The following is a 20,851-nucleotide window of genomic DNA, read 5'->3' as shown; positions in this document are numbered from 1 at the left end:
TAATATTAAACAGTAAAAGTCGGGGTGGCAGGATTCGAACCTGCGGCCTCCACGTCCCAAACGTGGCGCGATAACCGGGCTACGCTACACCCCGAAAATTTAAAAAAATACTTGCAGTCGCATACGCTGAAGTAAATTTTGCGGAGAGACAGGGATTCGAACCCTGGGTAAGTGTTTCCACCTACGACGATTTAGCAAACCGCTCCTTTCGGCCACTCAGGCACCTCTCCAGTACATAATGAACGTCATTTTGTTTAAAATGCGGATGCAAATGTAGCTTTTCAAATTAAAGAAAACAACATTTTTTTAGAGTTTTTAATAAAAAAAATGAGTTCAAATTTTTAACCATACGTAATTGTGTAATTATTAGATGTGTAGACAGATTTTTCTGGCTAAAATTTTTACTTCTTTTTTTAAATTCTAATGGTATTATTAATTGATTTATGCATTTTGTCGATCAACTTGTCATTATTTAATGAGGTTAAACGCTGATTCTGAGATTGAGAACTATGAAATTCAGCTATATTTTCTGCATTTTTAATCAAATTATGCCTAAAAAGATGTATTTCATCGAAAAAATGAAACTTTTTGTCGATGATATCTAATTCGTTTTATATGTTTGTTGTCCCAAATTAAAAGAAATAGGTGTATAGCCTATTTTAAAAATAAATTTAAAATGAAAAACCTACTAAAATTATCGGTTATTTTTAGCCTATTCTTATTGTCTAGTTCTTGTACTGAAACTTCAGATGAATTAGTTGTTGAAAGTGAATCTACCACATTAAATCCACCTTGTATTGATGCAGATCCTAAAACTAGGGTTGTTAATAATGGAACGGTTGATTTTAATTTAGAAGTATTTCTTTCTGATGGTACTACAGTAGTTAGTATTTTAAATATTCCACCGAATTCTACAACATCTTGGGCCACTTTTTCTGAAGCCGAAGTAATGTTCTCTTTAAAAGGGTCTAACTTAAATGTGTCTGATGATAAAGTACTTATTCAGATGGATAATTGTATGGCTTATGAAATTGAAGTGGATATTAACAATGAAATAGTTTCTTATACACCAACTATACTTTAGTACACGTAATTATTATTTTTTTGTTTTGGAAGTCTGTTGTGAAAAACAAATAGAGCGTTCCGCCATCTTTGATTTTAAATTTTTTTCGGATGTCTGATACGGAAATTGGGAAATTTCTGGTGGTAATGTTGGCTTTAGTAATATGCTGTTGCTTGAATAGTTTTTTATTAAAAGGACTAATTTGTTCAACTTTGAAGCGTCTACCAGGAAACTCTAATAAAACATCAGATGTGTATAAGTGCGAGTTTTGATGTAATTTATTAACGTTTAATGTCGTGCTAATAGAATTAAATCCTCCAGACTTTAGAATTGCGGCATTAGGTTCGTATAAAAATGAACCTGGTTCACTGTATGTTGGGAGCGCTAGTGGTTCTTGAGCAAAAACAAAATTAAAATCCTCTGAATTGGTATCCTTTATATTTGTGGTCATTACCTTTACGTGACCACTATACTTGTTTTCTATAACCCATAGAAGCTCTTTTACGTCGTTTTTAACGGCTACAATATGAATTTCTTTAACGTATTGTATATCTCGTAACGTTGCTGTTAGGTCTAATAACGGCGAAGTCTTTATCAGTAAATTGTTTGAAAAAGTAAAATAGAAGTCTTGAAAATCTTTAATATTTGGCTCACAATCTGCTAATAAAAATACTTTCTTTTTAATTTTATCTCGTCTTGAAGGATCTACATAAATCCAGTCGAATTTTTCATTGCATTTTTTTAAAACTGACGTGCCATCTTCATTATAGCAGGTAATGTTTGAAACCTTTAAGGCTTTAAAATTATGACACGCAATAGCAGAAAGTGATTCATTAATTTCACAATGTATTACGTTTGTTACAGCCTTAGAAAAGTAATAACTGTCTACACCGAAGCCACCTGTAAGATCAATTAACTGTTTTCCTGAAACTAAATTTGCCTTATATATGGCTGTAGTTTCTGAAGATGTTTGTTCAATATTTAATTTATTTGGATAATAAATGTTTTGTGTATTAAACCATGTTGGCAATTTCTTTTGACAACGTTTTTTTGATTCAATTTGTTCAAAAACGACATTAGATTCAACGGTTTTAAAAGGCATTCCTTTTAAGACTAACTTAGACATATCAGACTGTAAATTAGACGTAATATAATCTTGAATTTCTTCTTTTAATATTTCACTTTTCAAAATATTTTAAATGCCTTTTGTCAGTTTTTTAACGATGTTGTAGTCAGATAAGAATTCTTTTAAAATCACTTTAATAGCAGTGTATGTAGGTATAGCTACGATCATACCTACAATACCAAAAACAATTCCTGCAATAAGGATCACTAGGAAAATTTCTAATGGATGAGATTTTACACTTTTTGAAAATATATATGGTTGACTAAAAAAGTTATCTATAAGTTGCGCAATTATAAAACCAATCATTACATAGGTTGTTTTTGGTAAAATAACTTCACTAAAACTTTCACCTAAATTACTAGACATACTAAGTAATAACATTAAAAAACCGCTAACTAAAGGACCAACGTAAGGCACTAAGTTTAAAAGTGCGCATAAAAATGCAATAACAATAGCATTGTCTATACCAAAGATGAGTAGGAGGATGGTATAGAAAACAAATAATATTAAGATTTGAAATATAAGGCCCACAAAATAACGCGATAACAAATCCTTTATTTTATGTATTGACCGTTTGGATCGTTCTTCATTTCCATTAGGAACAAAAATCATTATACCGTCTTCAAATAATTTACTGTCTTTTAAAAAGAAAAACGAAATAAATAAAACAGAAAATAGTCCGATACTAAAACTTCCTAATCCGCTGATAAAAGTGTTTAAGAAATTTGGAATGATGGTAAAATCTAATTTAGAGAGCAGATTAGAATCTTCGATAGATTGCTCTACATCAATATTTTTAATTTCAAAATAGGTAATTATTTGATCGTATAGATCTTCTATATTTACTTGTAATTGATTGATGTTTAATAGTGACAAGTTGTGACCTTGTTCTACGATTAAGGGAATAAAAAGACCTACTAAACCAAATAAAAGTCCAAGTAATAATAGCATTGTTACAATAACGGCTGGCGTATTTTTAAACTTTAATTTACGTCTTAGAAATAAAATTATTGGTCGTCCTATTAAAGAGATTACTGCAGCTACAGCGATATAAATTAGTACGGATTGAATTTTAAAAAGAAAGAGTAAAATTAATGCAATGGCAAGAATAATTCCTAACGCTCTTAAAATGCCATTGGCAATAGTTTTTGATTCCATTTCTTTTAATTTACTCAAAGATGCTGAAATAAATTCAGCAAGCCAAATTTAGGAATTAAGTTGTTTTGTGATTTCGTAAAGTGCAATACTAGTGGCTTGCACTACATTCATACTACTATTGTTTCCGTACATATTGATGTGAATAACTGCATCTGCAAGTGCCAATAGTGTTTCGGACACACCAAAATTTTCATCGCCTATAATTAGTGCAATAGGTTGTTTGGTTTCTAACTTAAACGCTGATAAGGCTTGGCTTTTTTCTGTAATCTCTAATGCTATAATGAAATAATTGTCTGCGATTAAACGCATTACTTGGTCTTCTATAGATGTATCATGACTGTATTTTACATACTTTTCTGTAGAACGCGATGTTCTAGTAATACGTTTACCCAATTGCATTTCGGAACCGCAAAAAATGAGTTCTTCAATGCCAAATGCATCTGCAACTCTAAATAAACTGCCAATATTAGGTGCATTAGTAACATTGTCGCATACCACTTTGATGGCATGGTTTTGTTTTTTAAAATTAGAATTGTAGTGCGTTAATTGCATTTAATTTAAGATGTTTTCTAACCCTTTTACTTTACCATGGTTTTATTAAATGCACTAGATTTCTTTTTCATTTCTATCCAAAAAAATAGAGGAATTGTGCCTGTTAAAGTAGATACCCAACCTAAATCCCAAAGAAAAAAGGTTACGATAACAGAAATAATAAAGCCAACAATTACAAGAGTATAATTGTCATCTGCGTATAACCTATTAATGTGTTTTTTTGTAAAATGACCACAATGTTTACAACGTTCATTAAATTCATTTGTTCCCATTTCCATTAATAAACCGTGTCTATCTGATGCTTTGGTTGTAATAAAGTTATCTTTTTTACAAGATTCACAACGGTAACTGAGTTTCATAATGCTAAATTATTTTGCGAATTGTTATTGTACGTGATTAATTTTCAAAAGCATATTTAATAATATTTGCTCCCATTTTCAAGGCTTTTTCTCTAACATCTTCAGGATCATTATGGACTTCTTGATCTTCCCAACCATCACCTAAATCACTTTCAAAAGTGAAAATTAAGACTAATCTATTTTCATGAAAAATTCCTAAGGCTTGTGGTGCTTTACCATCATGTTCATGGATTTTTGGTAAACCGTTTGGAAACTTGTAAGCCGAATTAAAAATTTTATGATCTTTTGGGATTTCTACCAATTCTGTATTCGGAAATACTTTTTTTAACTCTTTGGTGATATAAGGTTCCATACCATAATTATCATCAATATGTAAAAAGCCACCAGAGATTAAATAATTTCTTAAATTTTCGGCATCGTCATCACTAAAAAATACATTTCCATGTCCTGTCATATGCAAAAAAGGGAATTGAAAGATATCAATACTACCTGCTTCTACAGTTTGTACATTTTCGTTTATTGCTGTATCTATGTTAGCGTTACAATATTTTACCAAATTTGGTAATGCTGTTGGGTTACTATACCAATCGCCACCACCTTTGTATTTTAAAATGGCTACATCTTGAGAAAATAGGAGCGTAGCGCATAATGTTAGAAATACGGTAATGATATACTTTACTTGCGTCATTGTCATTAGTCTTCATTTAAAAAAGCAACAGAATGACAAGCTGCAATGGCTGCTGTTTCTGTTCTTAATCGTGTTTTACCCAAAGTTACAGGAATAAAATTGTGTTGCAAAGCCATTTCAATTTCTTTAAGACTAAAGTCGCCTTCTGGACCAATAAGTAGTATATATTCGCCATTAGGTTCTAATAAAGATTTCAAAGATTTTTTATCAGTTTCTTCGCAATGTGCAATAAATTTCTGGCCATTAAAATTCTGTTCTATTAGCGTTTTGAAACTTACAGGTGCATTGAGTTGTGGCAAATAACATTGTAGTGATTGTTTCATAGCCGACTGTATTATTTTCTCAAAACGCTCAGTTTTTACAACCTTTCGTTCACTATGATCACAAAGAATAGGTGTGATGCTATCTATACCTATTTCGGTTGCTTTTTCTAAAAACCATTCATAACGGTCATTCATTTTTGTTGGTGCAACGGCTAAATGTAATTTAAAGGTTTTCTGTGGTTTAAATTCTCTTGCTGTTATGTTAACACTACAGTTTTTTTGTTCGGCAACTATGATTTCTGCTGTAAAAAGCCAACCTTTACCATTGGTTATGTGTAATGCATCACCAGTTTTTTTACGTAATACTTTGGCAATGTGTCTACTTTCTTCCTTATCAAATTTAAAGCTAGTATCGTTTTCAGTAATATTTGGATTGTAAAATAATTGCATTAATCAATATCTTCTGAAAATTTTAAAACTGTAATTTCTTCAATAGGTGTTGCTAATTCGGTTTTTACAACCAAATAGTATTTTTTGTTTTCAAGATCATCTACAAGAAAAATAGCATTGAGATTGTGCGCTTCTTTAAATGCAACCTCATCAAAAGCGGTAGACATATCTCCAAGTTTTATCCAACCTGTATCGCCTCCCATTTTTGCGGTTGGACCTGTAGAGTAATGTTTAGCAAGGTCTTTAAACTTATAACCTTGATTGTATTGACTAATTACTTTTTCGCGTTTTGCTTTAGCGTCCTCGTCTGTAGTTTTATACGCATCAAAGACGATGATACTGAATTTAGTATATTCTACATTAGACTTCTCAATGACCTTGTAATAGGTTTTTTTAAATTCTGTACGTGTTACTTTTTTAGCACCTTTTGATAATTTAAAAAGATCGTTTGCTAATCTCGTTTTGTGTTTTGTTTTGTTAAAAGTAAAGAGTTTACCTTGTTTTGGTTTATGTTCTTTTAAAAAGGTGTCAGCATCTTCTGTGGTAGAGATAGAATCTAATTTCTGCTCTAAAGTTGCTTGAGAAAAACTAAATATTGGAAGTAATAAGAGTAGAATTAAAATTTGTTTCATTTTTTATTGACGTTTAGTTTGTTTGAGGTTAGTGCAAAACAACTAAATTTTAAGTTATCTTAAACGTATGGATGGAAAGGATGTTAACAGATGTTTTAACAATTATGGTCTGAATTGAATTTTTAATTAATTATTCTACATTTCCACTATATTTTAGACCTTCAGAAATGTGGTTATTGGGTTTTGAAGTTGATAAATCATCAATTTGAAAACGTAAATGTTAATGATTATGAGTGCGTTGTCGTAATTTTCTAATTATCACTTTTTAATTCTGCAAAAATGGTCTTCAATTTGTTAAAGGAATCAATTGAATGCTTATATGCATCTTTATTTAGATTTAAAGATACTCTTCTTGCCAAAACATAATTCTGAAAATGGATTTCTTGAGCATAACTTTTTGCGTTCATGTTCATATCCCAAAAACTGACATTTGAAATTAAAAAATCTTCATAAAAATCTAAGAACCCAGTATAATCTAAATCTTCTACAACTTTTATGTTATTAAAGGTTTCGTAAGGTTCAGATATAGAGTTCCGCAAGTTTAAATCGGTAAACAGTTTTAGGTCACCAGAGAATTTCAAGTTGTCATAAGTTACCGTTGTTGGATTTAAGTAATTAGATTGCATTAACCTATCTAGTTTTGTTGGCAATTTTGGGTTGTCGTAATCTTTGGTATATAAAATCATGATTACGGTATCGACGTCTTTCAGTATTTCGGTTGTGAAATCATTAATTTCAATTAATCGGTCAATGTTACGATTGGCTTCGTCGTCTAGCTGTGTGATGTAAGCATTGCGTAATTCTAAATCATGGTTAGCTTTTACATTTTCGTTAATTCCTAAAGCTATAAGAATACCAATGATTACAAGGACTATTTCTCCAATGGCATACAGTAAATATTTACTGAATTTATTTTCGGTCAATAGTTTTTGTCTAATTTTTCTAAAGAACTTAATCATTGGCTAGGGTTTGATGTTTTTGGTTTGTAACAAATTTGATTATAGTAAGTTACGTGGTTAAAACATCTAATTTAAGAAATAAAAGCCGAATAGAAAATAGGTCTAAACTTTGAGCGTGAATACGCATTAAAAAAATACAAACTTAATGTGTACTATACTTTAATATTACATCCATGACTTCTAAATGGAATTTAATAATGGATGCAGCACTTTCTGTATGTTTATAGAATTTTAAAGAAAATACAGTGTGGATGGTGTAAGTATTATGGCTACGCTTTCCTATGGTGTTAAGTTCAAAGGCTGAATTTTTAATAAGATCATCTAAGTTTAATGAAGTGATTAAGTTTGAAATATGTGATTTAAATAGTACATCAGATGATTTTACAAACCAATTTCGATTCTTAAATAAAAGAAGCTTACTGAGGTGGCTTATGGTTTTAATTTCAAATTCAGGAATATTTTTATGATTAGACATCTCAACTTTAAATTCCGCAGTATCCGAAAGCCCATAATTATATACAATATGCAGGTTTAAATTGTTATGATTTAAAGTTAAGTTATAGATAGAATAGAAATCATTGGACATATTTTCGCCAGCAACGCTACTATCTTCAAATGTGAATTTACCGTTATATTTTTCACTAAGGCGCTTTAATTCTGTTTTTGGATGCATATTGTAGGTCGAAGCTCTTTTTGTAGTTAAGATAGGTTTAAATATCTATTTATACAATTCATTAATGACGTCTTTCGTTAATTCAAGATTAGAATTTGGTAAATAAACAAATTCAGGACCATAGCTGTTTCCTATGCCTAAAACGCCGTATTCAGGATTAAACAACAGTGGTCCTGTTGCGTCGTCATAAGGATCTTTTAAGATATAAATCCCAAAATTTGATTTGTGAATTTCTTTATTCTGATAATTCACGTTATCAGAGAGAATGAATTTATCAAATGCAAAAGTTAATTGTTTAGAGACTTTGTGATAGGAGAATTCCATATGTTTCCCCTCATTTTCTAAGTTTCTATAAGAATATTTAGTGATAGAGTCATTATCCGTAATAAACAATTCATATACCATAATTGGTTTCGCTATTTCTGTATGAAAAACGAAAAGCATTCTTTTGGTAGTTATGGTATCCGTTTTAGACATTTGTGGTTTAGAAAAGTCATAATTCTCTGCATTGTAGCCCATAGCAGTTCCTATGAATATCATTATGCCTATAAATATTAAACTTGCGATTCCGAGAATAATGAATGCTATGTTTAGAGCTTTTTTCAAAAGTTAGTTAACGTTTTTGTGTCAGATATTATTCTTTTTTCGATTTAAATATTTTTTCGAAAGCATTGTAAACCGCATTGTGTAGTGCGTCTCCATGTGTTTTATTTTCTAAAAATTCATAAAACAATTGGGTATTTGCTGTTCTGTTTTTATTTAGTTGGTTATAAAGTTCTTTGGCAGTACGTTCCATTATGTCTCCCTCTTTTCCGCCAGCTATATAAATTGATTTATCGGAATCAAATGAAACAGGTTGTTGGTCTAATAGTTTTTCGTCGTCCCACCATAGACTTGGGCTTACAATAATGTAATTATCGAAAAGTTCAGGTTTTTTATATAATATTTCAGTTACCAATAGTCCGCCCAAGGATTGTCCAATTATAGTTTTCATTGAATTTGTTCGGTAATTAGATTCTATAAATAATTGTAGTTCGTTTTCTAAAAAGCGAATAAATTTTTCTGATTGTCCTGAAGTTGGAAACTCTTTTTGGTCGAGTTCATTTTTGGAAGGGTATGTAAAATCTCTTTTTCGATCTACATTTCCAATGCCAACAACAATGGATTCGGGAACCATATTAATCCAAGAAAACGAACCAAATTGAACAATGCCAGCAATATGAATAAAATCTTCATCTTTAGATCCATCTAGTAAATAAATGACTGGATAAGTCTTTAAGCTATCTGCCGAATAATTTAAAGGCAAATAAATATTAATATCCCTTGTTTCTTTTAATATTGTTGATTCAATTTTAATGGATTTCCCAATAGAGAAGTCTGTTTCACTAATTTTTTTGGGTATAGTTTGACCATGAGACAAATAAGTTGTCATTATTAAAATTAGTATTAATATGTTTAGTTTCATATTTTTCAGGTGTCAATATGGTTGCAACGGTTTTGTTTATCGTTACATAGTTAAAGCCCTAAAGTTAGCAAATACAATCCGATAAAATTTATAAGAATATATTGAAGTAGGCGAGGGCAAGCCATTACTTATAGCTATTGTTGGGCAATGTTTTTATTTCTTTATTTATTATCGAGTCAACTTCTTTGTCAGTTAATTTCAAATCTCCGTTTGAATAAAATCTGATTTTAAAGTCGTTCATTTTCCAAGGTTGAATTCTTTTGCTTTTCCAATTGTGTGGACTCTCCAGTTCAATCCGTTGATAATTGTCAGCGATTGAGTTTATAATTCCAACTTTGTCTTTAAATTCCATTTTTTTATTGAACGGAAAAGAATAATCTAATTCCGAATTTTTTAAAGTTCCGTTATTTTCAAGCACTACAAAATAGTCTGTATTTTCATCACTCAAGTCAATAATTATTTCACGTTTTGTGAATGAAAAGATTGTAATTCCAATAATCAAAATCGTAATTTCAATTCTGTTAATTATTTTCGTGTTTGCTTTATGCGCTAATATTCTGTCGAGAATTACAATTAGTCCAACTATTAAAACTCCAAATAAGATAATTGCTCCGCCCAAACTTCCGCCACCATTTAAAGTTAATCCGTTGATTCCAAATGGCAGTCCAACCAATATCAGAATTATTCCCAAGATTGAGAATATTGTTGGATTCTTAAATATCTTTCCGGTTGCGTTTTTCATAAATAGTGGCTAACGTGTTTGTTTATGGTTAGTTGCGTGGTTTAGCAACTAATTTACTAAACTTTAACAAGTAAGCACGTAAAAAGCAATTAATTATACACGATGTTGCCAGTAGTTTTTTTATATTCAGTAAATTTGTATTTTAGAAAAGTGGAAGAACAAGGTTATATAGAATTAAGAGTGACTAATAAGGATAATTCCTTAAGTCCTAAAGACATTGATATTAATGAGGTTAAAGACTTTATATCAGATGTAGAATCATTCTTGTATCCAAATCGAAAAGAAAAACAAAATCGACCACATATGTCTTATGACATAGAAGAAGGTTCTGCAAAGCATAAATTCTTTTTACCAATTACTGCTGTTATATTATTTAATGGATTAACGAGTGAAATTAGAAGTCGTAATAATCTTGATTTTCTGGATTATAAAAGACAATCTATAATTGATAAATTTCAGAAAAAAGCAGTTAAAGAAGGTTACATAATTGAGTTTAATAATTCAATTTCAAAAGAGTCTTCTTTAGTTATAGATTATTCTACAAATTTCGAAATGATTGCACCAACTTTTTATGAAAGTGAATTTTATCTTTATGGTGAAATATATCAAGAAGGCGGTAAAAATCCGAATTTACATATCAGTACTAAAAAGTATGGTAATCTAACTATTTCTGCTACAAAAGAGCAGATAATGAATGGCGAAAAGAAAACATATAAGCCATATGGAATAAAAGTCCGAGGTAAGAAGAGTTTAGAAGATGATAAATTATCTGATTTAGAGTTGATTGAATTTATACAATACCAACCTGTTTTTAATAAATCTCTATTGGAAAAGGTTATTAAAAAGGCTTCTGTTAATTTAAGTAAAATTACAAATGTAGATGCATGGATTGATGATTTAAAAACAGATGGAATATGAAAGGAATAAGTAGTGTTCTTTTAGATAATTCCTTCTGTATTCGATTATTAAAATCGGATGATGAATTTCATCAAAATGCTAAAGATTACTTTGAGTATTTTTTGGAAAATGGGATAGAGATGTATCTTTCTACGATTGTAGTTAGTGAATATGCTGTTGGTGATGACCCAGATAATTTACTTTCACTTAATGCTTTTAGATTGTTAGAATTTGATTATGCAGATGCTAAAACTGCTGGTAGCTTTTTTTTAGAACTCAAAGGAAATGAAACTTTAAGGGAAACCGAGCTAAGAAAAGTTATAATAAACGATATTAAGTTATTCTCTCAAATTCATAATAGGAAAATTGATGCTTATATCACAAAGGACAGGAAATCGTTAGGAAAAATGATTGAGCCTTTAGGGAAATCACATAATTTAAATTTTGAGTTTATTGATTTGACTATTCCACTAAATGATAAATTAGGAAGATTGTTTTAATTTTATTCTGGTTGTTTTTAGTCAAAAAAAAAGCCCTTCGAATGAAGAGCTTTTATATAATTGAATGCCTAACAGGTTGATTAGATATGTTCATTGTCTTACTTTCTAAATTTTCAATATTTTTTTTCAACATAATTTCCTCCTTTTCTTTATTTATATTCTCGTTATTAAATATTTCAATATTGTAGCTCATTACAAGCTGTTTGGTACTCTCGTACGAATGTATAGTATACATTCGAGTTAATATTAAGTAAAACACTATGACAAAGAACAATTTTATTCTGTTCCAAACCTGCGACCAGTAGTCTGCGAATTTGTTAGCTATTAATATACAAAATTAATCTGAATTAAACAAGTTTTTGGTCAGTTATTTTCAAACTGAATTTTGATTGGAATAATCTACTTTGTTTTGAAGTACGATTCTCAAATTACAGCCAACTAAGATATATAATCAACAACTTATATCTATCTAGATTACAATATAATAAGAATTTTTTATCAATAAAAATATAGCCTTTATTTACTGTTGTATAAAAACAGAAAGGGCTTTAATGACAAGTGTTGCTCAGAATAAAAACCAAGGTTTTATAAGGAGGTAGGAGGTAAGGCCATATTGTAACTTACGACTTAAATCTTTAATCGTGCGGTAGCCATAACATCAAAATCAGAAAAATCGCGATTTAAATATTTTAAGTAACCCACTATCGCAATCATAGCAGCATTGTCAGTGGTGTATTCAAATTTTGGAATATAGCTAGTCCATCCAAATTTCTGCTCTGCATTTTGTAGCGCTGTTCTAATGCCAGAATTCGCAGAAACGCCTCCACCTATAGCAATGTGGTTGATGCCTGTTTGTTTTACGGCAAGTTTTAGTTTAGCCATTAAAATGCCAATAATGGTGTATTGAATAGAAGCGCAAATATCATTAAGGTGGTCTTCAATAAAATTAGGATTTAACTTTACCTCACGCTGAATAAAATACAAGATATTGGTTTTTAATCCCGAAAAGCTAAAATTTAAGCCCTCTACTTTGGGTTTGGTAAATTGATACGCTTTAGGGTTTCCGAGTTGCGCACGTCTGTCAATTTCAGGTCCAGCAGGATAGCCTAAACCTAAAATTTTTCCGCTTTTATCATAGGCTTCTCCAACAGCATCATCAATGGTTTCTCCAATAACCTCCATATCAAAGAAATTATTAACCTTTACAATTTGGGTGTGTCCTCCAGAAATTGTCATTGCCAAAAACGGAAATGGAGGCGTTTTATGACCGTCTTCTTCAATAAAGTGCGCCAAAATGTGAGCTTGCATATGGTTCACATCAATAAGCGGAACATCAAAGCCGTAAGCCAAAGATTTAGCAAATGAGGTGCCTACTAAAAGTGAACCCATTAATCCTGGACCTCTTGTAAATGCTACTGCACTGAGTTGGGCTTTGGTAATACCTGCTTTTTCAATGGCCTGATGCACTACAGGAACTATGTTTTGCTGATGCGCTCGCGATGCCAATTCTGGCACAACACCACCATACTCCGCATGAATTTTTTGATCTGCAACAACATTGCTTAAAATTTTAGTATTACATAATATGGCAGCAGATGTGTCATCGCAAGAGGATTCAATTCCTAAGATATAAATATTTTCTTTTTCCATAGTAGATATTAGGCACAATAATTGTTAATTTTACAAGTTAAAGTCCATTGCCAATTTTATAACGTATTATGAATACAAAGGTAAGGAAGATTTCAAACTTTAAAACGTAAAATTCTATCAAACGCATACTCAAAATAATCGGTAAACTGGTCGCAATAATTGTGTTGCTGTTTATCATTTTGTTTTTGATTTTATCTATTCCTGCTGTACAAACAAGGTTAGGTAAGTATGTTACCACCAGAATTAATAACGATTTTAAAACAAACATCAATATTGGTAGAGTTGGGATGCAACTAAATGGCGATATTGAGTTAAAAGAAATTTTAATTAGAGATTACAAAAAAGATACGCTCATCAGTGTAGGTGAACTAAATAGTTCTATTATTAGTTTTAAGAATCTTCTAAATACAAAATTGAATTTTGGAGATATCGACCTTCAAAATGTTATTTTTAATCATAAAACCTATCTCAACGAAAAGGAATCTAACTTAGATATTTTCGTGGCGAAGTTTGATAATGATAATCCTAGAGTAGGACCAAGTGAATTCTTATTCTCATCGAGTGATGTGTCTATCGAAGGCGGAATTTTTAGACTCATTAATGAAAATTTAGAAACACCAGAGGTTTTTGAGTTTTCTGAACTCAATGCCAACACCACCAATTTTTTAATTAATGGTCCTGAAGTGCGATGCCGAATTAATAAATTAGGTTTTACAGACAGTAGAGGCATTGCTGTTAAAAACTTAATGGCCAATTTTGAATACACTTTAGATCACATGAATTTTGGTGATCTTAATATTACAACAGAACAATCTGAGCTAAAAGGTGATCTTACATTCAACTATAAACGAGAAGATTTTGCTCAATTTACAGATAAGGTTAACGTTGATGCAAGTTTTAGAGATTCTAATATTTCTTTAACCGAATTAAATGTCTTTTTTGATGAATTTGGTACCAACCAACATGCAATACTAAATGCAGATTTATCAGGTACTTTAAATAACTTAATCGCGACCAACCTTAATGTTAGTACCTCTTCTAATACGCGAATTATTGGCGATATTACGTTTAAAAATTTATTTAATAGAGAAGATGATAGTTTTGCTCTCGAAGGAAAGTTTCAAAATTTAGCATCAAATTATAACGATTTAACAGCTTTGATGCCAAGACTTTTAGGGAAATCAATTCCTACTGTGATTAACAAAGTTGGAAATTTTAATATTACAGGAACCTCATTTATTACAGCAAAACGGATTGAAGCTAATATAGATATTCATACAGATTTAGGCTATATAAAATCAGATTTACAATTAACTAATATAGATAATATAGATAATGCCAATTATATTGGTAATGTGGTTTTAGAAGAGTTTGATATTGGTAAATTGATAAACGACCCTTTGGTAAAGGCCACCACATTAAATCTCGATGTTGATGGCAAAGGTTTTACCATTAATAATCTAAGAACAGATGTCAAAGGTGAAGTGTCCATGTTGCAATATAATGGCTATACGTATCAAGATATTGTACTCTCAGGAGATTTAGGAAACAATATATTCAACGGACTCATTAATGTAGAGGATTTAAACCTGCAACTTAATTTTAATGGGTTGGTCGATTTTTCGCAAGATATCAATAAGTTCGATTTTAAAGCAGAAGTAGGTTATGCCAACCTCAATAAATTAAACTTTGTTACCAGAGATGATATATCAGAGTTTAGAGGCTTAGTTAGTATGAATGGTACAGGCTCCAATTTAGACAATGCCGCAGGAGCGATTAACATAAAAAATACCACTTACAAAAACCAAGATGGTAGTTATGTCTTTGAAGATTTTGATATTATTTCTTCATTTGAGGAACAAGAGCGCTCTATTTCTATTAATTCTCCAGATATAATTAGCGGAAAAATAACAGGTTTATTTAATGTAAAAGATGTTATTGGATTAATAGAAAATTCTGTAGGTAGTATTTATACCAATTATGTTCCTAACCAATTAGAAGAAGGGCAGTATCTCGATTTTAAATTTGATATTTACTCAAAAATTGCAGCTGTATTCTTTAAGGATTTAACACTAGGAAAAAATACGTTTATTGAAGGCCGAATTGAAACAGATGAAAAAGGCTTTGAACTAACCTTTAATTCGCCAGAAATTAAGTTTAAAGATTATTTTGCCAATAAGATAAATGTTAATATAGATAACAGTAATCCGCTATACAACACATATATTGAAATTGATAGTGTTGGCACTGGTGTTTATAACATGTCCGATTTTAGTTTAATAAACGTGACCAAGCGAGACACGTTATTAATTAAAACTGAATTTAAAGGTGGCAAAAACAACAAAGACAATTACAACCTAAATCTCTTTTATACCATTGATAAATTAAATAAGTCGGTTGTAGGCATTAGAAAATCAGACGTGTTATTTAAAGGCTATGAGTGGCTTTTAAATTCAGAAAAAGATTCATTGAATAAAATTCGATTTGATAGAGATTTTAAAGCGTTTGATATTGCACCTATTAGAATTACACAAGGCAACGAAGAAATTTTGTTATCTGGTACAATCAGTGATTCTATAAATAAAGATATAGATGTCAATTTTAAAGATGTACAACTCGTAAAGATTACACCACGCATAGATAGTTTGGCGTTAAAAGGTTTGGTTAATGGAAAGCTAGAAATTAAGCAAAGTAATGGTGTTTTTCTTCCGAGATCTAATGTAGAAATTAGTGGACTTTTTGTAAATGACTATGATTTAGGCAATCTTAAAGCTAAAGTAGAAGGGAATAATTCTATTACAGATTACGCTGTAGATGTATCCTTAATCAATGATAATATTAAGTCGTTAAGCGCTAAAGGAAACATAGATGTTGCCGAAAATAATCCTGAAATAAACTTAGATGTAAGTTTTGATGAATTTATGTTAGACCCTTTAAATCCATTAGGTGAAGGCGTTATAAATAATATAAGAGGATTGGTTTCTGGGAATGCTAAAGTTTCAGGAAGTTTAAAAAAGCCTAGCATTGATGGCGAGTTGTTATTAGACAGAGCTGGTATGTCTATTCCGTATTTAAATGTAGATTATGGCTTTGATTTTGATTCTAAAGTAGAGTTGAGAGGACAGCAATTTATTTTTAAGAATGTTGCCATGACCGATTCAGAATTTTTCTCAAAAGGAAATCTAAACGGGTTCATAGAGCATCATAACTTTTCAGAATGGCGATTGGGATTACGACTAAATACCAACCGACTATTAGTATTAAATACCGAAGAGTCCGAAGATGAATTATATTATGGAACCGGTTTTATTTCAGGAACAGCAGAAATAAAAGGGCCAACGGAACAATTGGTTATTGAAGTTAATAATGGAAGAACAGAAGCCGGAACCGAGTTTTTTATTCCCTTAAACGATGCCGAAAGTTTTGGAGATAACTCTTATATCCATTTTTTAAGTCCAGAAGAAAAATTAGCCAAAGTCAAAGGTAAAATATCAGAGCAAATAGAAGTCAAAGGATTGATTTTAGATTTTGATCTCAACGTAAATCAAAATGCTTCTATAGAAATAGTAATAGATAAGGAAGCCGGAAGCACAATAAAAGGTAAAGGTGAAGGGACGCTTAATTTTTATATTAACACCAATGGTACTTTTAATATGACAGGTGATTTTACCGTCTATGAAGGTTTCTATAACTTTAAGTATGGCGGATTTGTAGAAAAAAAGTTTAAAGTAGAGCAAGGCGGCAATATTGTATGGCAAGGTGATCCTTTAGGAGCAGAGTTAAATTTAAAAGCAGTGTATTCTGGCGATGCTAACCCTTCGGTATTATTAGATAATCCGGTGACTCAAAGTATAGATGTAGAAGTAGAAATTCATTTAACAGGACCATTAGAACAACCAGTACCAGAATTCGATTTTAGATTTCCTGGCGTAAGCTCCACTGTAAAATCAGAGTTAGAATACAGATTGTCATCAAAAGAAGAAAAAGACAACCAAGCCTTAATCTTTTTGGCCACAGGTGGTTTTTCTAATGGTATAGAAGGTGCTAATTTTACAGGAACCATTTCAGAGCGTTTATCAGGCATTGTTAATAACCTATTTGGTACCAATAATGGAAATTTAGACGTTGGTATAGATTTAGAACTTGGCCAAGACACGCCAGAATTACAAACCAATTCTACGGTAGGACTAACACTTCAAACTAAAATAAGTGATAAAATTTTAGTGAATGGAAAGGTTGGTGTACCATTTGGTAGTGCCAGCCAAACGGTAATTAGTGGCGATGTTCAAATTGATTTTTTATTAAATGAAGATGGCACACTAAGGGCTAAAGTCTTTAATAGAGAAAATAGTATAGTTAACCTTGTAGATGAAATAGGATACACACAAGGCGTAGGTTTATCTTATAATGTAGAATTTGATACCTTCAAAGAGTTTCTTCAAATTATATTTTCTGGAAAGAACAGAAAAGAAAATGCACCCAAAAGAGCAGAAGAAAATGATCTTAATGAGAATGAAGGATTTCTTCCGGATTATATAACTCAGAAAGAAAAAAAGGAAAAAACCAAGTCTTAAAATCTCATTTTTATTCAAATTATCAAAATACTTATTAACGAAAACGTTTGAATTGGTTTTTCAACGATTTTTTTAAGGAAATAGTCACTTTTTTCTATGTAATGTTTCTTAATTTTACTGTATATAAAAAAAAGATAATGCTACATACAATTAAAAAAATAGGTGTTTTAACTTCAGGAGGTGATTCTCCAGGGATGAATGCTGCGATAAGATCTGTTGTTAGGGCATGTGCTTTTCATGACATAAAATGTATTGGAATTTATAGAGGTTATGAAGGCATGATTGATGGCGATTTTATAGAAATGGATGCACGTAGTGTAAAAGGGATCATTAATAAAGGTGGTACTATTTTAAAATCGGCGCGTTCAAAAGAATTTAGAACAATAGAAGGTAGAACAAAAGCGCACGAGCAATTAAAAAAAGCGGACATAGATGCGTTTGTTGTTATTGGTGGTGACGGAAGTTTTACAGGTGCAATGATATTTAATCAAGAATTCAATTTCCCTGTGATGGGAATACCAGGAACAATTGATAATGATATTGTAGGTACATCACATACACTTGGGTATGATACAGCGTTAAATACAGTTGTAGATGCCATCGATAAAATTAGAGATACCGCAAGTTCACACAACCGATTATTCTTTATAGAAGTGATGGGAAGAGACGTTGGGCATATTGCACTTAACGTAGGTATTGCTGGTGGTGCTGAAGAAATTTTAATTCCAGAAGAAGACTTAGGTTTAGATAGGTTAGTAGAATCATTACGACGAAGTAAAAAATCGGGTAAGTCTTCTAGCATCGTTGTCGTAGCCGAAGGTGATAAAATAGGTAAAAGTGTTTTTGAACTTAAAGATTACGTTGACCAAAATATGGAAGGATACGATGTTAGAGTTTCTGTACTAGGTCATATGCAACGTGGTGGATCACCATCGTGTTTTGATCGTGTTTTGGCGAGTAGAATGGGTGTAAAAGCGGTTGAAAGTTTAATAACAGGAAAAAGCAATTATATGGTTGGTATAAAAAACGACGTTATGGATTTAACACCGTTTGACCAAGCCGTAAAAGGAAAATCAAAAATTAATATGGAACTTTTAAGAGTTTCTGATATAATGACAATTTAATACGAACAAAAATTAAAACAAAGATAGAGTAATGGCAAATTTAAAATTAGGAATCAACGGATTCGGAAGAATAGGAAGAATTGTATTTAGAGCAACAGTAAAACGTAATGACGTAGATGTTGTGGCAATTAATGATTTGTTAGATGTAGATCATTTAGCATATTTATTAAAATACGACTCAGTACACGGAAGATTTGATGGTACTGTAGAAGTAAAAGATGGACAATTAGTTGTAGATGGAAAAACAATCCGAGTAACAGCAGAAAGAGATCCTAAAAACTTAAAGTGGGACGAAGCAGGTGCAACTGTAGTGGCAGAATGTACAGGTATTTTTACAACATTAGAAACCGCTCAATATCATATTGATGGAGGTGCTAAGAAAGTCGTTATTTCTGCACCAAGTAAAGATGCTCCAATGTTTGTAATGGGAGTAAATGACGATAAATTAACGGCAGATAATACAATTGTATCTAATGCTTCTTGTACAACAAACTGTCTTGCACCAATAGCAAAAGTAATTGAAGATAACTTTGGAATTGAAGAAGCTTTAATGACCACGATTCACGCAGCAACGTCTACACAATTTACTGTAGATGCACCGTCTCGTAAAAACTACAGATTAGGTCGTTCTGCTATCAATAACATTATCCCAACATCTACAGGTGCAGCTAAAGCGGTAGGTAAAGTTATTCCTGAATTAGATGGAAAACTTACAGGTATGGCATTTAGAGTTCCAACGGTAGATGTGTCTGTTGTAGATTTAACAGTGAAAACTAAAAAAGAAACATCTCTAGAAGAAATCAAAACTGCAATGAAAGCTGCAGCAGCTGGTGCTATGGAAGGTGTTTTAGGCTATACAGAAGATGCAGTCGTATCTCAAGATTTTGTAAGCGAGGTAAAAACAAGTGTATTTGATGCCGATTCTGCTATAGAATTAAATTCAACATTCTTTAAGTTAGTATCTTGGTATGATAACGAATTTGGATATTCTAACAAATTAGTTGATTTAGCACAGAAGGTAAATAGCCTTTAAGACATATTATTAATTCTTAAGATTCCGTAGGATTATGTATTGTCATAGGCTACGGAATTTTTATTTATTCACCTTATCATGATTTTAATTACAGATGGTGGTTCTACAAAATGCGATTGGATTGCAATTGATGACAACGGCAATCAAGCCGTTGATAAAATAAGAACCAAAGGTTTAAATCCTGCTATTGTTGCAGAAAAAAAGCTTAACAAAATTATTCGTAAGAGTAAAGAGTTGATGGCAATTGCAGATGATATAACTCATATTTATTTTTATGGCGCTGGTTGTGGTACAGATAAGCCAACACTTTTACTAAAATCTATTTTAGAATTTTATTTTAAAAATGCAATCGTAGAAGTAAGAGAAGATACCTATGCAGCCGTACGTGCTTGTATTAATAAAAATGATGAAGCAGCTGTAGTTTGTATTTTAGGAACAGGATCTAATTGTAGTTATTATGACGGTAGAGATTTGCATCAACGCGTATCGAGCTTAGGATTCATTTTAATGGATGATGCTAGTGGAAATTATTTTGGTAAACAATTAATAAGAGATTATTATTTTAAAAAAATGCCAGATACCATAAGCGTAGCATTTGCGCACAAACATAATTTAGATGCAGATTTTATAAAATATAATTTATACAAGCAAACAAATCCTAGTGCTTATTTAGCAGATCATGCTGAGTTTATGTTTATTAATAAAGATTCAGAATATGTAAGTAATGTCATTACAAATGGAATTCGATTATTTGCAGAAAACATGATACTTCAATATAAGGAAGAATTAGACAAAGGGATTCCTGTACATTTTGCAGGCTCTATTGCCTATTTTGGTCAAGAAGAAATAAAGCAAGTGGCAAAAGAATTTGGTTTTAAAGTGGGCAACTTTGTAAGACGACCAATTGAAGGATTGGTAGATTATCACGTAAAGAATCTTTAAT

Annotated in this window: 20 protein-coding genes and 2 tRNA genes; 7 read left to right on the top strand and 15 right to left on the bottom strand. The window is 31.2% G+C overall.

Annotated elements, in window-relative coordinates:
* Positions 1-19: 19 nt before the first annotated feature.
* Together HNV08_RS09385 and HNV08_RS09380 are read right to left on the bottom strand one after the other, a co-directional pair.
* A tRNA-Pro gene (locus HNV08_RS09385) sits at positions 20-94 on the bottom strand.
* Positions 95-141: 47 nt separating this feature from the next.
* Positions 142-230: transfer RNA gene (locus tag HNV08_RS09380), tRNA-Ser, on the bottom strand.
* A gap of 446 nt (positions 231-676) precedes the next feature.
* On the opposite strand from HNV08_RS09380, the gene HNV08_RS09375 reads away from it, so the two are divergent.
* Positions 677-1,084 carry a hypothetical protein gene (locus HNV08_RS09375; protein WP_173281044.1) on the top strand — a complete coding sequence of 136 codons (408 nt, stop codon included), beginning with the start codon at positions 677-679 and terminating at the stop codon, positions 1,082-1,084.
* On the opposite strand, the gene HNV08_RS09370 is transcribed toward HNV08_RS09375, so the two are convergent.
* The 12 genes from HNV08_RS09370 to HNV08_RS09315 form a co-directional block, all read right to left on the bottom strand.
* Positions 1,074-2,252, bottom strand: coding sequence for a THUMP-like domain-containing protein (locus tag HNV08_RS09370; RefSeq protein ID WP_173281043.1), 1,179 nt, complete (start codon positions 2,250-2,252; stop codon positions 1,074-1,076). The genes HNV08_RS09375 and HNV08_RS09370 overlap by 11 nt on opposite strands.
* A gap of 6 nt (positions 2,253-2,258) precedes the next feature.
* Positions 2,259-3,347 (bottom strand): AI-2E family transporter, encoded by a 1,089-nt coding sequence (locus HNV08_RS09365; protein ID WP_173281042.1) that lies wholly within the window; start codon positions 3,345-3,347, stop codon positions 2,259-2,261.
* Positions 3,348-3,395: 48 nt separating this feature from the next.
* Positions 3,396-3,899: a TrmH family RNA methyltransferase gene (locus tag HNV08_RS09360; protein WP_173281041.1), complete on the bottom strand. Its 504-nt coding sequence runs from the start codon at positions 3,897-3,899 to the stop codon at positions 3,396-3,398.
* Between the two features lie 26 nt (positions 3,900-3,925).
* On the bottom strand, positions 3,926-4,258 hold the full coding sequence (locus HNV08_RS09355; RefSeq protein WP_173281040.1) for a hypothetical protein: 333 nt from the start codon (positions 4,256-4,258) through the stop codon (positions 3,926-3,928).
* Positions 4,259-4,295: 37 nt separating this feature from the next.
* Positions 4,296-4,946: a DUF4159 domain-containing protein gene (locus HNV08_RS09350; protein ID WP_173281039.1), complete on the bottom strand. Its 651-nt coding sequence runs from the start codon at positions 4,944-4,946 to the stop codon at positions 4,296-4,298.
* A gap of 5 nt (positions 4,947-4,951) precedes the next feature.
* Entirely contained in the window at positions 4,952-5,659 is a 708-nt protein-coding gene (locus tag HNV08_RS09345) for a 16S rRNA (uracil(1498)-N(3))-methyltransferase (RefSeq protein WP_173281038.1), read from the bottom strand.
* Complete coding sequence (locus HNV08_RS09340; RefSeq protein ID WP_173281037.1) at positions 5,659-6,291, bottom strand: peptidylprolyl isomerase; 633 nt, start codon at positions 6,289-6,291, stop codon at positions 5,659-5,661. The genes HNV08_RS09345 and HNV08_RS09340 overlap by 1 nt, the downstream gene beginning before the upstream one ends.
* A 251-nt stretch (positions 6,292-6,542) precedes the next feature.
* On the bottom strand, positions 6,543-7,250 hold the full coding sequence (locus HNV08_RS09335) for a hypothetical protein (protein WP_173281036.1): 708 nt from the start codon (positions 7,248-7,250) through the stop codon (positions 6,543-6,545).
* 142 nt (positions 7,251-7,392) lie between these two features.
* Positions 7,393-7,923 carry a hypothetical protein gene (locus HNV08_RS09330; RefSeq protein ID WP_173281035.1) on the bottom strand — a complete coding sequence of 177 codons (531 nt, stop codon included), beginning with the start codon at positions 7,921-7,923 and terminating at the stop codon, positions 7,393-7,395.
* Positions 7,924-7,968: 45 nt separating this feature from the next.
* Positions 7,969-8,529, bottom strand: a complete 561-nt coding sequence (locus tag HNV08_RS09325; protein WP_173281034.1) for a hypothetical protein — start codon at positions 8,527-8,529, stop codon at positions 7,969-7,971.
* 28 nt (positions 8,530-8,557) lie between these two features.
* Positions 8,558-9,388 carry an alpha/beta hydrolase gene (locus HNV08_RS09320; RefSeq protein ID WP_173281033.1) on the bottom strand — a complete coding sequence of 277 codons (831 nt, stop codon included), beginning with the start codon at positions 9,386-9,388 and terminating at the stop codon, positions 8,558-8,560.
* A gap of 124 nt (positions 9,389-9,512) precedes the next feature.
* Complete coding sequence (locus HNV08_RS09315) at positions 9,513-10,130, bottom strand: hypothetical protein (protein ID WP_173281032.1); 618 nt, start codon at positions 10,128-10,130, stop codon at positions 9,513-9,515.
* A 102-nt stretch (positions 10,131-10,232) separates the two neighbouring features.
* On the opposite strand from HNV08_RS09315, the gene HNV08_RS09310 reads away from it, so the two are divergent.
* Both HNV08_RS09310 and HNV08_RS09305 read left to right on the top strand, forming a co-directional pair.
* Positions 10,233-11,048, top strand: a complete 816-nt coding sequence (locus tag HNV08_RS09310; protein ID WP_194241994.1) for a hypothetical protein — start codon at positions 10,233-10,235, stop codon at positions 11,046-11,048.
* A complete protein-coding gene (locus HNV08_RS09305) occupies positions 11,045-11,527 on the top strand; it encodes a PIN domain-containing protein (RefSeq protein ID WP_173281031.1) in 483 nt (160 codons plus the stop codon). Before HNV08_RS09310 ends, HNV08_RS09305 begins: the two co-directional genes overlap by 4 nt.
* Before the next feature lie 627 nt (positions 11,528-12,154).
* On the opposite strand, the gene tsaD is transcribed toward HNV08_RS09305, so the two are convergent.
* Positions 12,155-13,177: a tRNA (adenosine(37)-N6)-threonylcarbamoyltransferase complex transferase subunit TsaD gene (tsaD, locus tag HNV08_RS09300; protein WP_173281030.1), complete on the bottom strand. Its 1,023-nt coding sequence runs from the start codon at positions 13,175-13,177 to the stop codon at positions 12,155-12,157.
* Positions 13,178-13,362: 185 nt separating this feature from the next.
* On the opposite strand from tsaD, the gene HNV08_RS09295 reads away from it, so the two are divergent.
* The 4 genes from HNV08_RS09295 (at position 13,363) to HNV08_RS09280 (ending at position 20,850) form a co-directional block, all read left to right on the top strand.
* Positions 13,363-17,751, top strand: coding sequence for a translocation/assembly module TamB domain-containing protein (locus HNV08_RS09295; RefSeq protein WP_241697203.1), 4,389 nt, complete (start codon positions 13,363-13,365; stop codon positions 17,749-17,751).
* 137 nt (positions 17,752-17,888) lie between these two features.
* Complete coding sequence (gene pfkA / locus HNV08_RS09290; RefSeq protein ID WP_173281029.1) at positions 17,889-18,875, top strand: 6-phosphofructokinase; 987 nt, start codon at positions 17,889-17,891, stop codon at positions 18,873-18,875.
* A gap of 31 nt (positions 18,876-18,906) precedes the next feature.
* Positions 18,907-19,908, top strand: a complete 1,002-nt coding sequence (gene gap, locus HNV08_RS09285) for a type I glyceraldehyde-3-phosphate dehydrogenase (protein WP_173281028.1) — start codon at positions 18,907-18,909, stop codon at positions 19,906-19,908.
* 78 nt (positions 19,909-19,986) lie between these two features.
* Complete coding sequence (locus HNV08_RS09280; protein ID WP_173281027.1) at positions 19,987-20,850, top strand: BadF/BadG/BcrA/BcrD ATPase family protein; 864 nt, start codon at positions 19,987-19,989, stop codon at positions 20,848-20,850.
* Position 20,851 lies beyond the last annotated feature (1 nt).

Source organism: Winogradskyella eckloniae, assembly GCF_013249045.1.
GTDB classification, from domain to species: domain Bacteria; phylum Bacteroidota; class Bacteroidia; order Flavobacteriales; family Flavobacteriaceae; genus Winogradskyella; species Winogradskyella eckloniae.
Note: the sequence above shows the minus strand (reverse complement) of the source record. Positions and strands in the feature narration are given on the sequence as shown.